Consider the following 15,184-nt stretch of genomic DNA (forward strand, 5'->3'; position numbering starts at 1 on the left):
CATAAAATTAAGTATGATATAACTGATTTATTGTAGATTTGGAAATTTTAACATGCAAACACCGCAACGGCATAATCTAACTCATCAGCTTACTCACGACCTAGGCATTGCTATAGTAAATGGGAAATATCCCATTGGAAAAGGCATGCCATCAGAAGCTGACTTATGTGTAGAATATGATGTGAGTCGCAGCTCGACGAGAGAAGCGGTGAAAATGCTTTCTGCCAAAGGACTTATTTCTTCTCGTCCCAAACAAGGCATTAGGGTGTTACCTGAAAGCAGCTGGAATATGTTTGATACTGATGTGCTAACTTGGATTTTAAGCAGTAAACCCTCGCTTTCTCTGCTTAAAGAATTTACACAGGTACGCTTTGCGATTGAACCTGAGGCTGCAGCGCTGGCAGCTCAGAATGCAACTGATGAACAACTTGCAGGCATAGAGTTTGCTCTCAGTAGAATGGCGGATGCAGACAATGGCTTAGACGATCCATTAGAAGCTGATATTGAATTTCACACCAGTATATTAAATGCCAGTGGCAATCGGTTTTTTGCGCAACTCTCTGACTTTATTGGCACCGCCCTACGGGTGAGCATTCGCTATACTAATAAAATAAAAGGTGTGCCTGGCGCTGATGTGCAAAAACACGCCGACATTTTTAACACCATAAAATCAAGGGATGACAAAGCTGCTCGTGAAGCAGTTTCAACCATCCTCGTTGAAGCTCTCGAACTTATCGAATCCAAGCTCTAGGCGTTTAATATGGCTGAGCATACTCAACGACGGCTAAAGACGTAGTATGAACACCGAAGAAAAGTACTACAGCATCGAAGCAATATTGCTTGCGGCTGGCGAGAGCAGTCGCTTCAACGATACTAAACAGCTTGCTTTTGTTGATAAAAAGCCAATGCTGGTTGGCACTGTAGAAATGTTAAAACAGGTTAATTTTAACTCAATTACCGTTGTTTTAGGCGCAAATGCGAGTAACATTGAAAACGTCTTGCAACAGGTTAATCTAGAACCGGGTTTAGAAAGTATCACGTTACCAAGCGTGACCTCCATCATTGCCCATAAATGGCAACAGGGAATGGGTGCTTCAATAGCTGCAGGTGTAACGAATTTAGCTCAAGAAATCACTCATGTTTTCATTGGATTAACTGATCAGGTGGAAGTTCGGTCAGAGCAGTGTAGTCTTATGGTAATAGAATCGCGCAAAAATCCTAACAAGATTGTTGCCGCTTTTTACAATGGTAAACTAGGTGCACCGGCTATTTTCCCTAAAGCATATTTTGCCGAGCTCGCTTTACTAGAAAATGATAAAGGCGCGAGAAACATATTGCGGGCTAATGCGACAACCATTATCAGTATTGATATGCCAGAAGCGGCGAGAGATATTGATACAAAGAAGGATTTATTGTCGTATGAATCGAATACGCAAACGTAACAAAGCACGGGTTGAAAAACCCCAATATTGAGACATATAGAGGACAAAGGGATGATTAGTTTTACCTTAAATGACAAACCCATTAAAGTTGATGCGGATCCAAAGATGCCATTACTTTGGGCATTGCGTGATTTGCTTGATATGACAGGAACCAAGTATGGCTGTGGTATTGCTCAATGCGGCGCTTGCACGGTACATATGGACGGTACACCAATTCGCTCGTGTGTTATGCCACTTTCTACTATTGCGGGAAAAAATATCACCACAATAGAGGGCTTACCCCGTGATGCCAGCCACCCTATTCAACAAGCTTGGTTGGAGCACAATGTTCCACAATGTGGCTATTGCCAGTCAGGTCAAATAATGAGTGCTGTTGCTCTGCTTGAAAGTAATCCTAATCCCGATGACAGCGCTATTGATAATGCAATGCAAGGCAATATTTGTCGTTGTGGCACCTACCCTCGTATTAAAGCTGCCATTAAAGATGCTGCAAAAAATTTGTCGACAACTATTGCCTCCACTAGCACCTCCACTGTCACCCCCACTAGCACCTCAACTGGCACCTCAACTAACGTCGACTTTAGTTTAGCTAAAAATGCAGGAGAAAAAGCATGATTGAATTATTTCAACAGGCCGCTAATAATGCATCAACTAAGCAGACAAAATCGGTTAGCCGACGTGATTTTTTAAAGTTAACCGGCATGACCACCAGCGGCTTTGTTTTGGGATCTATGTTGCCTGTTAGCTTACCAGCATGGGCGCATGGAAATGCCTCTCATGCAGGCGATAACACACTCAATTTATTTGTTACGATTGAAACTAATGGGCGCGTCAACATTATCTGTCACCGCAGTGAAATGGGCCAAGGTATTCGCACCAGCATTCCTCAAATTGTTGCCGATGAACTTTGCGTTGCTTGGAAGGATGTGCATGTCGTGCAAGGCTTAGCCAACGAAGCTTATGGCAGTCAAAACACCGATGGGTCACGTTCAATAAGAAACTTTTATGCAAAAATGCGTGAAATGGGCGCAACCGCAAGAACCATATTGGAGCAAGCTGCCGCGGAACAATGGGCGGTGCCAATAACTGACGTTTATGCTGATGATAGTTTTGTTATTAATAGAAATACGAAACAAAAAATATCTTTTGCTGCACTAGCTGAACCCGCTTCAAAAATAAAACCCCCTGCTCCCGATGCGTTAACCTATAAATCAAAGAAAGACTTCAAATATATTGGTAAACCAATACAAATCCTCGATTTACCCGACATGGTTACTGGCAATACTATCTTTGGCCAAGACGTGAAACTCGAGGGGATGTTGTACGCTAGTATTGAGCGTAACCCTGTGGTTGGATCAAAAGTTGAATCGTTCGACAAAGCCGCAGCCATGAAAACTGGAGGTGTGGTCGACGTTTATAAGATGCCTGAACAACCAACACCTGTGGTTTTTAATCCTGCAAATGGTGTTGCTGTTATTGCAACTAATACTTGGGCGGCATCACAAGGCCGAAAAGCACTAAATATAAAATGGGGCGACAGTCCTCATAAAGACCATGACTCAGCAGAATACTTGGCGCAATTAAATCAACGCATTGTCGGTAAAGGTAAGACCATTAGACAAGGCGGCGATGCTTATGCTGCAATGCAACAATCACAGCAAACAGTTGCAGCAACGTATACCGTGCCTTATCTCGTGCATGCCCCAATGGAGCCACCTGCAGCGACGGCCGTATTTAAAGACGGTAAGTGTGAAGTATGGGCCTGTACACAAACCCCTCAGAGTACTCAACAAAATGTGGCTGGTGCGCTTGGTATTGCAAAAGAAAATGTAACCGTAAACGTAACGTTGCTAGGTGGTGCCTTCGGACGTAAATCAAAACCTGATTTTTCAATTGAAGCGGCACTCCTTGCCAAGTATACAGGAAAGCCCGTGAAGGTAGTCTGGAGTCGAGAAGATGATATTCGCCAAGGTTATTACCATGCAATTAGCTCACAACACTTTGAGGCCGGCTTAACCGCCGACAATACGGTGAATGCATGGATACAACGAACCGCCTTTCCTAGCATCAGTTCGACATTTGATGGCACTACAGATGAGCCCTCTGACGGCGAGTTAAGTTTAGGCTTTGGCGATGTGCCATTTCATGTTGAGAACTTGTCCTGTGAAACGCATAAAGCACCTGCTCATATTCGAATCGGTTGGGTTCGGTCTGTATGTAACATTCAGCATGCATTTTCTCAAGGCAGTTTTGTCGACGAACTAGCTCATGCAGCTAAAGTGCCTACGCACAAAATGTGGCATCAGTTGTTAGGCAATGACCGCCTAGTTAATCCAAAGGATCAAGGTTTTGAATATGGTAACTATGGAGAGACACTAGAGCGTTTCCCTATTGACACCAAACGCTTGAAAGATGTATTGGATGACGTCGTTGCTAAGTCTGGTGCTGACCAGCCGACTGACGATGGCGAGGCATGGGGAATTAGCGCGCATCGAAGCTTTGTAAGCTATGTAGCAGTGGCGACAAAAGTACGTGTAAAAGACAATAAAGTAACTGTTCTCGAAATGCATTCTAGTATTGACGCTGGCACAGTGGTTAACCCTGATCGCGTTCGCTCACAACAAGAGGGGTCAATGATATTTGGCTTATCGTTAGCGATGATGGGCGAAATCACAGTAAAAGAGGGCGCTGTCGAGCAATCGAACTATAACGACTATCAAGTGTTGAGAATGTCTCAAAGCCCACTGATCACAACTTATATTGTTGAGTCAGACGCAATACCTGGTGGCGTTGGAGAACCGGGTACACCGCCTGTTGCACCAAGTTTAACTAATGCAATATTCCACGCTTGCGGTAAACGAATAAGAGATTTACCTGTAAATAAACATTTTACTGTCTAAACTCGTAGTAATAGTCGGCGCATTGATAAACTTGGTTAGTAAATATCGGTTTGCAGTGCGTTTTTATGTGGCGAATTGGGACTCACTCTCTGTACGCTGTCAACTTAAATGCTCGAGAATTAGCGCATTGTAAACCCGGCGCTGAAGAAAATAGACTTTAGGAAAGCAAGCCGAATGATACTACTTGATACCCACCCTTTTTTACCTAAATTATCAGTGTTTTTTGGATTACTTACTTCAATGCTGATTTTTACATCTGTTGCTTATTCTGCTGAAGAGACTAAAAACGCTCAAGACAAAGAAAAAGAAAAAGATAACCGCATTTCATTAGGCGATGGTATTGGCAAAGCCGATATTCCTATGGAACGAAGCCTAACTGGCTTTGACAACATTAGCGAAACACTTTCGCTATGGGAGTTTGGTGCCGGCGGAGGGGCTTTTTATAATCCGAAATATCCGGCCTCAAGTGAAGGACGAGTCTTTGGTCTAGTGCTCCCCTTTGTGGTGTATCGAGGGGAAACGTTCCGTATTGGGGACGGTGGCGGAGCAAGAGCTGTCCTTATCGAAAACGAAACATTTGAAGTTGACTTTTCCTTTGGTGCAGCATTGCCCAGTGACAGTGAAGATAATAGTGCACGTGAAGGCATGCCTGAACTCGATTTTTTAGGTGAAATTGGTCCACAGATGATTTTCATGTTGGGTAAATATGATTTCGATAAAAATGCAAAAGGCGAGAATATAGGTACTAATATTGGCAAAGGCCGACTCGATTTTCGACTGCAAGCTCGAGCTGTTTTCTCCACCGACTTTAGTGACATTAATGCTCGCGGCTTTATTTTTGAACCGCAAATATCTTACCAGCACCGTGGCTTCAAACACGAAGATACTGCATTTAATATTTCATTTGGTGCTGTTTTTGCCACCGAACAAACACATGACTATTTTTATGAAGTTCGTCCCGAATTCGCAACTGCGGCTCGCCCGGCCTATGATGCTAAGGCGGGCTATTTGGGCTCAGAACTAAGTTTAGGCGTTTCATTTCGAGTAAGTGAGGATATTCGTGCATTTATTGGCGGTTCGGCACAATTTCATAGCTTAGCAGCGAACAAAGACAGTCCACTGTTTGAAAAAGAAGTCACCTATTCTATCGGCGCAGCTTTTGTATGGCGTTTCTATAAGAGTCAGGCAAAAGCTAAGTGGTAAGAGGCCCTAATCTTAAGGGCCCCTAATATCAAAAATGACGAACTTAATGACATAACCTGTGCTGAGAGTTAATCGCTTATTTTACGGTTTTGACCGGTAACACAATTCGTGATTGATATCGATTAGCGTGATGAATCGAATTGTTTGCCACAACGGCTTTAATTTCATCATAATTATTGCCTCCCGTATTTAAGTTACGCGTATATTGTGGAAACTTACTCGATGAAACTTCAAGTCTGATCCTGTGTCCGGCTTTAAACAGATTGCTGGTTGATAAAGGGCTGAAGTTGAGTTCATAGACTTCACCTTTTTTCATAAACAACGGTGTTTCATAACCTTCTCTGTAACGTGCACGCTGGATAGTGTCGTCCACATTATATGCAACGCCATCAGGGTCTACGTCAACTAGTTTTACTGTAAAGTCAGTATCTTTAGCGTCGGATGATACATACAACGTAATATCAATATGCCCGGTAACTTCCATATCCTTATCAAGTGGCTCACTGGTATAAACAAGCACATCTTGTCGAGCTTCTATCGCTCTCTGATCATAGGAGCCGCCAGGTGAAGCTCCTGAATTACAGCACACACTGCCGCCTATTGCTTGCACTGGATTCATTGGGTCATTATGATAAAAAAATGAGATGGGGCAATAGCAAGACACATCATTATCGAACATGAAATATTTGAAGTAGACTCTTCCTTTGCCGCAGTGTTGCCCGGTGCCGGTGAAGATAGAAGTGCATGCACAGGTATGGCGGAGCTCTATTTTTTGAGCCAGATTGGTGCACAAATGAGTTTCTTTTGGGGTAAATACAATTTCGATAAGAGTCAGGAAAAAGCAAACACAAGCTGATGAGCTAATTTATCAGTTTAAAAGAAACGCTAAGCTCAACTGAGCTATCGGCTCCAACACCCAACAAAAAGTCACCTATTTCGACATTTAATTGATTACAAATATCATAGAGTGCCAAGTCATCAGTGTGCATTTCAAAAACAACATTTATACTTGAGTTAGCTTTTACTAATAGGCGTTTGAAGCCTTTTAATTCCTTCACCGGTCGGGTAACAGAACCGACTAAATCTCGAATGTACAATTGTACAATTTCTTCAGCATCCACATCACTTTTATTTTCTAACGTTAAGGTGACTGAAAATGCCGAGTCTAGTTTAATTTCACGCTGGCTAATGTTGACGTGGTGATATTCAAAATTAGCGTAGGACAATCCAAAGCCAAACGGATATAAAGGTGAAAAATGTGTATCCAAATGGGTTGCTGCCATTCCTAAAGAAGTCTGTGCAGCCCTAACAGGGACATCGTCAATATCAACGTAACTCTCTTCAGTCGGCGGACGACCTGAATTTTTTTGCGCATAATAAATTGGAATTTGCCCTACAACTCTGGGGAACGACACCGGTAACTTCCCCGAGGGAGATACATCCCCAAAGAGTAATTCCGCAATAGCGAGCCCGCCCATCGTGCCCGGATGCCACGCATATAAAATACTATCTACTTTGTCGAGTATGGGCTTTAAGGTCAGCGGCCTGCCAGCTAACACGACCAATACAATTGGCGTATTTGATTGCGATAAGTGCGTAATAAGTTCTACTTGTGCCCCGGGTAAGTCGAGGTTTGCTCTGCAATGTGCTTCTCCTGACAAAATCGATTCTTCGCCTAAATATAAAATCGCTACATCAGCGTTATTAGTCAATTCAAGGGCTTTGTCAAAATGCTGAGTGTTGATATCCCTTGATGTACAAAGTACAGATTCAAATTCAATCTCAATACCCTCTCCTGCTGCCGCCTTTAGACCGCTAAGACCGGTTACACTGTGCTGCTCTTCACCGTCGAATACCCAAGTACCTAATTGTTCATAACCATCATCTGCCATTGGCCCAATCACAGCGATACGTCTGATTGTTCCTCGGTTAATAGGCAAAACTGGGGTGTTACCCTGACGACTTTTATTTTGTAGTAATACACAACTTTTTTGCGCAGCTTCTTTGGCTGCTTGTAGATTCTGAACATTCATTAGTTGCGGCAATATTAAAGGGTCTGTGAATGCGTTTTCAAATAGGCCCAGCGCAAACTTGAGATGTAAAACATTTAGCACCATTTGATCGACTTCGACTTGGTTGAGCTGATTTTCGGCAATTAGCTCTGCCATATTGTCGATATAACAATGACTTGCCATTTCCATATCAACACCAGCTCTAGCGGCTAAGTAAGCCGACTCTTTTTCACTAGCAGACAAGCCATGTACCTGAAGTTCTTTTATTGACTCCCAATCGCTAACCACTACCCCTTGATAATTCCACTCGTCTCGCAATACCTGCTTCAACAGCCATCGATTGCCAGTGGCTGGCACCCCATTTAAATCGCTAAAGGAAGCCATAAAAGAAGCCACACCTGCTTTAGCTGCTTGGTGAAACGGTGGCAAATAAACGTTGCGAAGTTCATTTTCAGGAATATTCGTCGTATTGTAATCGCGACCACTTTCACTAGCACCATAGCCAGCAAAGTGCTTTGCGCAAGAAGCAATAGCGCCTGGCGACGATAAATCATCAGTTTGAAAACCCTTAACCATAGATGCACATAATGCGGAACATAGAAATGGGTCTTCACCCAAACTTTCAGCTATTCGCCCCCAGCGAGGATCACGCGCAATATCGATCATAGGAGCAAACGTCCAATTCACGCCCACGGTTGCGGATTCTTGGCCTGCTATTCTTGCCCCTTTCTCAACGATCTCAGGCGACCACGTTGCCGCTTGCCCTAGGGGAATTGGGAATATGGTTTTAAAACCATGAATAACATCGCGCCCAATCAGCAAAGGAATACCTAAGCGGGTTTCCCTTAACGCTAAACGTTGCAGTTCGTTATTGGTGGCTAAGTCAACTTCATTGATAACAGAGCTAACCCTGCCTTGTCTTATTGCGTCGGCTAAATCGTCGGGTATATGAGCTCCGGCACTAGATACTTGAGACAATTGTCCCAACTTCTCATCTAATGTCATTTTACTAAGTAACTGTTTAGCTTGGCTGATAATCTCAGGAGAATACAAATGGGACATACAAAAACTCTTTTTCGAATTGGGTTTAAAAATAGCTAAGAACTTGAGTCAGTCAAACGACAACACAATTAGCTTGCCCAATCTTACACAATGCGAATAGAGTAAACATGAGAATAGCGCAGTCCAGCGAAACAAGACAAAGTGGACTGCTACTGAGATAAGCTGCTACTGAGATAAGCTGCTACTGAGATAAGCTGCTACTGAGATAAGCTGACACTGAGGTCAGCTGACACTGAGGTAAGCTGACACTGGGGTAAGCTGCTACTGAGATAAGCTGCTACTGAGATAAGCTGACACTGAGGTAAGCTGACACTGAGGTAAGCTGACACTGAGTGTCAGAATGTTAAGTAAGAATGAAAATCAGGGTATACGCTTATTGTCTTCTTTAGACTTTCAATGTGCTTTTATTATGCTTTCAATGTGCTTTTATTATAACGATACTTGATAGTGTCCTATTTAACGCAGCACAAGGCCTAGCTATCGCATATTGTTTGTTAAATTAACCTAGCAACATTAGTTTAGAGAATTAGTTTTACAATTATTTAACATGAGCCCATTAATGAGCGCAGAAGTTGCATCAAACGAAAAAATCCCCTTCCTTCAAAAAATCATTTATGGCCTTGGTGCCCTCATCAATAATCTATTATCTGCTGCTATTGGTGGCATGGTTATTGTCCTAAATTTAGGTCTTGGAATGAACCCCGCTTTAGTTGGCTTAGTCAGTGCACTGCCGCGTTTAACCGACGCCATAACCGATCCATTAATGGGCTATATATCTGACCATACCAAAAGTAAATGGGGTCGCCGTCGACCGTATATTTTTTGCGGTGCCATTGCGGCTGGTATTATTTTTGCGCTTTTATGGCAACTCCCTGAAGGCAAAAGCGAAGAATACTATTTTTGGTTTTTTCTCGTTGGCTCATTTATTTTTTATTTGGCCTACACTATGTTTGCAACGCCTTGGGTGGCCTTAGGTTATGAACTAACACCTGACTACCATGAGCGCACAAGACTCATGGCAACACAGAATTTTATGGGCCAAATTGCCTATTTAATTGCGCCATGGTTTTTATGGTTTATGCAAAATGACCTCTTATTTGAAGACATGATGGCAGGTGCTGCTTGGTTAGCCGTCATCATTGGCGCTTTCACAATATGCGTTGGCGTGTTACCCGCTATCTTTCTAAAAGAACCCATAAAACATGTACAAGCGGGGCCTATCCCGGGCGAACAATTTATTACACCCGGTGTAAAAGGATTCCTCAAAGGCTTCGCGACAACGGTCAAATTTAGGCCTTTTCTATTTTTGTGTGCTGCTACCTTTTTAGTATTTAACGGTTTTATGATGGTTGCATCATTCCAGTCCTACGTCATTATCTACTATATATTTGACGGTGATACTTCAATGGGAGCAGAATATGCCGGTTGGTCTGGTACTTTGGCTGCTATATCTACTTTTTGCGTCATTTTTATTGTAACCAAGTTTTCTACCCACTTTGACAAGCGCAAAGGCTTCTTTTTTGCCATTGGTATATCAGTGGTGGGTTATGTATTGAAATGGTTCTGCTACACCCCTGATTATCCGCTACTAATGCTATTACCTGTCCCTTTCATTGCTTTTGGTCTGGGTGGTTTATTCACCCTAATGGGCTCTATGATTGCAGATGTGTGTGACATGGATGAACTCAATACGTATGAAAGACGTGAAGGCATGTTTGGCTCTATATACTGGTGGGTTGTGAAGCTTGGAATGGCTGCAGCACTTGCTGCGGGTGGTTTCTTGTTGAATGCAACTGGCTTTGACGTTGCATTGGGTGGCGCTCAATCTGCAGAAACAATTTACCTAATGCGCATCTTTGATGCCTTCATTCCCGCTTTGTGCTCTGCCATTGCAATATTAATGGTGTATTGGTATCCAATTACTGAACAAAAAGCAGGGGAAGTAAGAGACGCCTTGGACGCTCGCAGATTGCCTGTCACGACTGATAGCAAGTAACCAAGATATCTGCTGGCTGAGGTGAAAATCACATCACATTAGCCAGTTTGATTGCTCGTTTGCGAACTACAGAATGCATTGATATAGTAAACATATCAACATCGTATTAAGTAATCACCCTGTCAGCTATGCTGTTAAAATGAAGAACACCAAAACAGGCTAAAAAAAATGGCCAAGCCTAATAAAAAAGCGCCCGAGTCCTGCATAGATATTTACTGCAATAAATGCAAGGCACCGTTATTTAAATACCGCAAAGGCGGCAAAGGACTATTGCTTAAATGCTTTAAACAACGCATCACTAAAGACTTCACTTTATTGCCCTGCACTTACCCAAATTGTAATATGATTTTTGCCAGAGAAACCTTAATAAGAGGCACTCCGGCATTTAAAATGATCGGCGGTAAAGTGTTTAGTAAATAAGTCCTTTATACCATTTTGTTACTATTTACAGTGGCATCAGAACTTAAGACACTGGTTATTAATTGGTTTTAACGATAGAACGCTTCAACCTTGCCTTTTACCGTCATCGTAAGCGGTTGTCCGCGACGGTCCAACGCTTTGTGCGACGGGACTTTCACCCAGCCTTCACTGATGCAATATTCCTCAACATCAGCCCGCTCTTTGCCATTGAACATAATCCCAATTTCGTGCTCAAAAATTTCTGCCACGTGATGTGGGCTGTGCGGATTTACGCAAAGGCGATCCGGTAAAGCTGGTTTAGATGTAGTGTCGTTCATGGTCTTAGTCTACGGTGAATAAATCGTACGATATTGTAGACAATACAGGCCTTATGCTCAAGAGCGACATTAATAAATGTGAATGGCTTGTCCCACATCTCTAAATTTAGCTAAACAAGCGCTAAAGATTAACAGTATATTAACGTTACAATCCTTGTATTGTGTTTTTTTATACAAGTCGCGTTGGTAGATGACTTCTAATCAGTCGGACGTGCTTCAAGCACTCGATATGGAGTAAGACCAATAATTAGAAAAAATGTGGATGCAAGGCTGCATCCACAGAAATGATATAATACTTGGCAATATTTTACATACCTGCCAACTAGCTCGCACTATAAAGCCTGTTTCTGCCAATCGATACATCAATTCGCACAATCCCTCCTGAACGAGCAAAGAGCATTTGACTGAACTGTTGATCCAGTTCATTTGCCATTACTATATGCTTTTTTCCATGTTCAGAATAAATAGTCATTTGTGCATCATCATTATTGCTTACTGAGTAGATAACTGGCACTTGACACCATGTAAAAGCCAAACTGTTACTGTCGAGGTTGATTGTCTTCCATGCCTCATTGATATCTAGATAACGGAACGTTGTTGCTTGCGTGGTGAACTCTTGCGCTCTTAGCAAGAAAGGGTCAAAGCTAACCCTACCTTTTGTCACAAAACAGCCTAGTTCGCCCATTCTAGTCAATAGTTCTTCTTTGACTTGACCCGTCATGCCGGGTTGTTGAGCACCAGCATGTTTTGGTGTGTGTGAATAAGGGTCTGCTGGGAAAGCGCCATACTCTTGCGGTGTTTTGTTAAATCCGATACCCAAACGAACATTATAATAGTGGGCGATTAATGCTTGCGATGTAGCTGACTTACCTTCCTCATGAACACTTCGTATTGCCACTTCTTGCACCGCCAGTAATAGCTTAGATACCATGTGCCAGTAAATACATCCTAGTCCTTCAAACCCAAACATGCCGCCAGAGCGACCGGTAAAGGCACTGTGATTAAAGACAGATTCATAGATATCTAACATTGAATCTAACGCATTGTCGCTTGCTAAATCTGGATATTCTTGTGCTATTAGAGGCCAAATGTGTTTGATGGCATTGGCGTTTGTCAATTCACTATTAAAGCGATAGTTGTCCAAGATATCGAGTTTAATCAAGCGATTATCATCCTGTGCGAGCATTTTCGCTAACAGTGGGTGATTCATTACAGCATGCTTAGGAACACAGTTTTTACTGATAAAACCTTGCTGTTTTCTATCAGGGTATAGCATAAAGGTTTTTTGGTCTGCTCTGTACATGTCGCTTGCGTACAATGTGTCCATAACATCAACCGCTCTGTGAGAGCTTAATGCTCCTGAACTTAGCGCTGCCACTTGCCCTTCTAGCATGTCGTACAAATGACTCACGTTCAGGGATTTTTGGTTAATGCTAAGCACATTGTAAGCATGGTATAAACCTGACTCGCTATAATTCGCTTCAATACTGCGAGTTATTAGTGGTTTGGCACTAGAAAGCAAGGCCTTGAGTTGATTTATACTAACAACTTCCTGAGTATAATTACCTGAATGCCGATACATTTTTGCGCGATATTCACTGGCTAATGTACCTAACTTTTGTAAAGTAGAAAATTGTAAACTTGATGATACTGGCCCTTGATTTATCTGCTCACTTACACTTTGCAGAATATGCGTGGTACCGGTTAACCACTCGGCGACTTCTGTCGTCATAGCAAATTGTTTATTGGTGTCTTCAATTGAGACGAGTAATTGTGTTACAAACGTCAAATAACGATTCAGATAACACAACGTGACCATCGACAAACCTTGTCCAACCAAGGCATTGTTAGCATCATTCCACTCTGGGCGCTGGGTATTTAGCCAAATTCCACCATCAATAACTAGATTGCTCAATTTTGATAGCAGCGGTATAAATAGCTTCTCTACTAGGGACACTTGATAAACTTGACCCTGAGCATCTAGCACTAATTTGCCATCAGACCCTAAGCGTTCGATATTTCGTTCGATGTCTTCAGCAAGTTCATTATCAAATAAAACCGTGTCTTTGGGCGAATCAATAATGTTGTGCAAGGGTTTAATGCGATACGGCACATTGGCATAACTGTAAACTGATTGCTCGAGTAAAGACGCCAATTTTCCAGGGTGGAAATTATTAGAAGATTCTAACAATTTCAGCAAATAAATAATTTGATGGTCGCCCCAGTAACCAATGTAACTCCATGGGTCATCTGGCTCTTCAATTTCCCAATCAATACCTTGTTTAGTGATGCGATATGGATTGTAACCATCTAGTGTCGACGCGTTGACAAATTTTGCGATAACCGACTCAATAAATGAAGGATAACTTAACGTTAACGCTTCCCAATTTTGGAAGATATCGCGCCAATTACCTTGATAAGATAGGAGGGGTTGACCTCGGTCGTCTTTCAATTCGATCGCAAACTGATTCCAAGGGCGACTAGGGTCGCCATGACGACGACCAAAAGTAATCGGTAAATATTCGTAGACCAATCGACTCAACTGCACATCTTGTAAGGCTTCAACAGATGACATTAGCTCATCCAAGCTTACATTTTCTGGCAGATTGCTCAATGCAGCCTTTTGCCTTGCATAAATATCATGATTAAAATGCTGTAGAGTCTTGAGTAAATCGGCACGCGAAACCAGATATTGATTAGCAAAAATACCGCCACGCAAAACATTGAACAGCGTGTTTGCATAGTGGTGCAAAGAAACGTCTTCTTCTGCGGTTACTTGGAATCCATCTGATGACGCCATAATGCGCGCTAATTTGTCACTACCGCTTAAAAATGATTGCTGCATTTTTTCATTGACATCCGATTTATTCAATAACGCATGTTTCAGTGCCACGACATCCGTTTGGTCTTTTTCAACATCAACATTGATTGACCATTTTTGATCGCTATGCGCGCCTAACGTGATATGACTATGCACTAAGTAACAACTGCGCACACCACGACTATAATCTGAGCTATGCAGCACTTGGCCGGCTTTAAATAAATCTAAACTTGAAGAAGTTAAATGCACCGTTGAACCCGGCAAACCTAAGCGAAAAACCGTATTTGCACGCAGCGCTTCTACTGGCTCAGCGCGGTCAGTAATTGCTGAATAAAGCGTGTATAACGCCAATCCAGTTTCCTGGTCTACTTCGGTCCATTTATAAGCGTCAACCAGATTACTCGACTGTGACTGAGTAAATGAAGGCGTGCCAGCGGGCAGTATATTTTGTAAGCCATCGATTAACTCAAGCGAACAAGGTTGCGCAGCTAGATTTTCTAGTTTGCATTGTCTACTGATACCAAACTCACTGGAAAACTGCCAGGAGTAGCGAAATGCCAGTTGTAAATCATGATTTATTTCTTCGAAACAAAGCACATTGCCTAAGAGATTTTTATACAAATTTCGGGTTACGTGATATCTATCATCATGCTCACGATTATAGGGTTCCCAATACACACTTTTATGCTCAGATTGGATGACTTTAATAATAGTTTTTGGACCCGTATGCGGCGTACTCTCGTATAACTTATCCACTGTAACGTAAGGAAAAACAGCTTTATCGGGGGACACTCTGCCCATAGTTAGGCCACCGGTAGAACCGGCAAATAACCAATGGTCTTGATCAGAAACGACACTGATAAAAAATGGGGCCATCTGGTCAACATGACTAATTTTGTAATAGGTGTCGCCATCCATTTGTATATAAGCACCGCTAACGGTGTCATTCGGCTTAGCGTCAGCATTAAGTGACTTGTTGTCCATATTCAAACTCTCTTGTTAATTAGGCTG

General features: G+C 42.4%; 11 protein-coding genes. 7 read left to right on the plus strand and 4 right to left on the minus strand.

The features are described 5' to 3' along the window. Positions 1–52: 52 nt before the first annotated feature. The 5 genes from G399_RS0109110 (at position 53) to G399_RS0109130 (ending at position 5,545) form a co-directional block, all read left to right on the plus strand. On the plus strand, positions 53–751 hold the full coding sequence (locus G399_RS0109110; RefSeq protein WP_006015383.1) for a FadR/GntR family transcriptional regulator: 699 nt from the start codon (positions 53–55) through the stop codon (positions 749–751). A 46-nt stretch (positions 752–797) separates the two neighbouring features. After that, on the plus strand, positions 798–1,442 hold the full coding sequence (locus G399_RS0109115; protein ID WP_006015381.1) for a nucleotidyltransferase family protein: 645 nt from the start codon (positions 798–800) through the stop codon (positions 1,440–1,442). A gap of 51 nt (positions 1,443–1,493) precedes the next feature. Beyond that, entirely contained in the window at positions 1,494–2,057 is a 564-nt protein-coding gene (locus tag G399_RS20455) for a (2Fe-2S)-binding protein (RefSeq protein WP_006015379.1), read from the plus strand. Then, on the plus strand, positions 2,054–4,342 hold the full coding sequence (locus tag G399_RS0109125) for a xanthine dehydrogenase family protein molybdopterin-binding subunit (RefSeq protein WP_006015377.1): 2,289 nt from the start codon (positions 2,054–2,056) through the stop codon (positions 4,340–4,342). Before G399_RS20455 ends, G399_RS0109125 begins: the two co-directional genes overlap by 4 nt. Before the next feature lie 174 nt (positions 4,343–4,516). Further along, complete coding sequence (locus G399_RS0109130) at positions 4,517–5,545, plus strand: MipA/OmpV family protein (protein ID WP_006015376.1); 1,029 nt, start codon at positions 4,517–4,519, stop codon at positions 5,543–5,545. A 76-nt stretch (positions 5,546–5,621) separates the two neighbouring features. On the opposite strand, the gene G399_RS0109135 is transcribed toward G399_RS0109130, so the two are convergent. Next, positions 5,622–6,338 (minus strand): CocE/NonD family hydrolase, encoded by a 717-nt coding sequence (locus G399_RS0109135; RefSeq protein WP_211229861.1) that lies wholly within the window; start codon positions 6,336–6,338, stop codon positions 5,622–5,624. Between the two features lie 67 nt (positions 6,339–6,405). Next, on the minus strand, positions 6,406–8,619 hold the full coding sequence (locus tag G399_RS0109140; protein WP_006015373.1) for a glycoside hydrolase family 3 N-terminal domain-containing protein: 2,214 nt from the start codon (positions 8,617–8,619) through the stop codon (positions 6,406–6,408). A gap of 559 nt (positions 8,620–9,178) precedes the next feature. Here G399_RS0109140 and G399_RS0109145 point away from each other — a divergent pair. Both G399_RS0109145 and G399_RS22515 read left to right on the plus strand, forming a co-directional pair. Beyond that, positions 9,179–10,615 (plus strand): MFS transporter, encoded by a 1,437-nt coding sequence (locus G399_RS0109145; RefSeq protein WP_006015372.1) that lies wholly within the window; start codon positions 9,179–9,181, stop codon positions 10,613–10,615. A 168-nt stretch (positions 10,616–10,783) separates the two neighbouring features. Beyond that, positions 10,784–11,035, plus strand: coding sequence for a hypothetical protein (locus G399_RS22515; protein ID WP_006015371.1), 252 nt, complete (start codon positions 10,784–10,786; stop codon positions 11,033–11,035). A 68-nt stretch (positions 11,036–11,103) separates the two neighbouring features. On the opposite strand, the gene G399_RS0109155 is transcribed toward G399_RS22515, so the two are convergent. Together G399_RS0109155 and G399_RS0109160 are read right to left on the minus strand one after the other, a co-directional pair. Continuing rightward, positions 11,104–11,352, minus strand: a complete 249-nt coding sequence (locus G399_RS0109155; protein WP_026843607.1) for a DUF3297 family protein — start codon at positions 11,350–11,352, stop codon at positions 11,104–11,106. 322 nt (positions 11,353–11,674) lie between these two features. Then, positions 11,675–15,157, minus strand: a complete 3,483-nt coding sequence (locus G399_RS0109160) for a hypothetical protein (RefSeq protein ID WP_006015369.1) — start codon at positions 15,155–15,157, stop codon at positions 11,675–11,677. Between the last annotated feature and the right edge of the window lie 27 nt (positions 15,158–15,184).

Source organism: Brumicola pallidula DSM 14239 = ACAM 615, from assembly GCF_000428905.1.
Lineage (GTDB): Bacteria > Pseudomonadota > Gammaproteobacteria > Enterobacterales > Alteromonadaceae > Glaciecola > Glaciecola pallidula.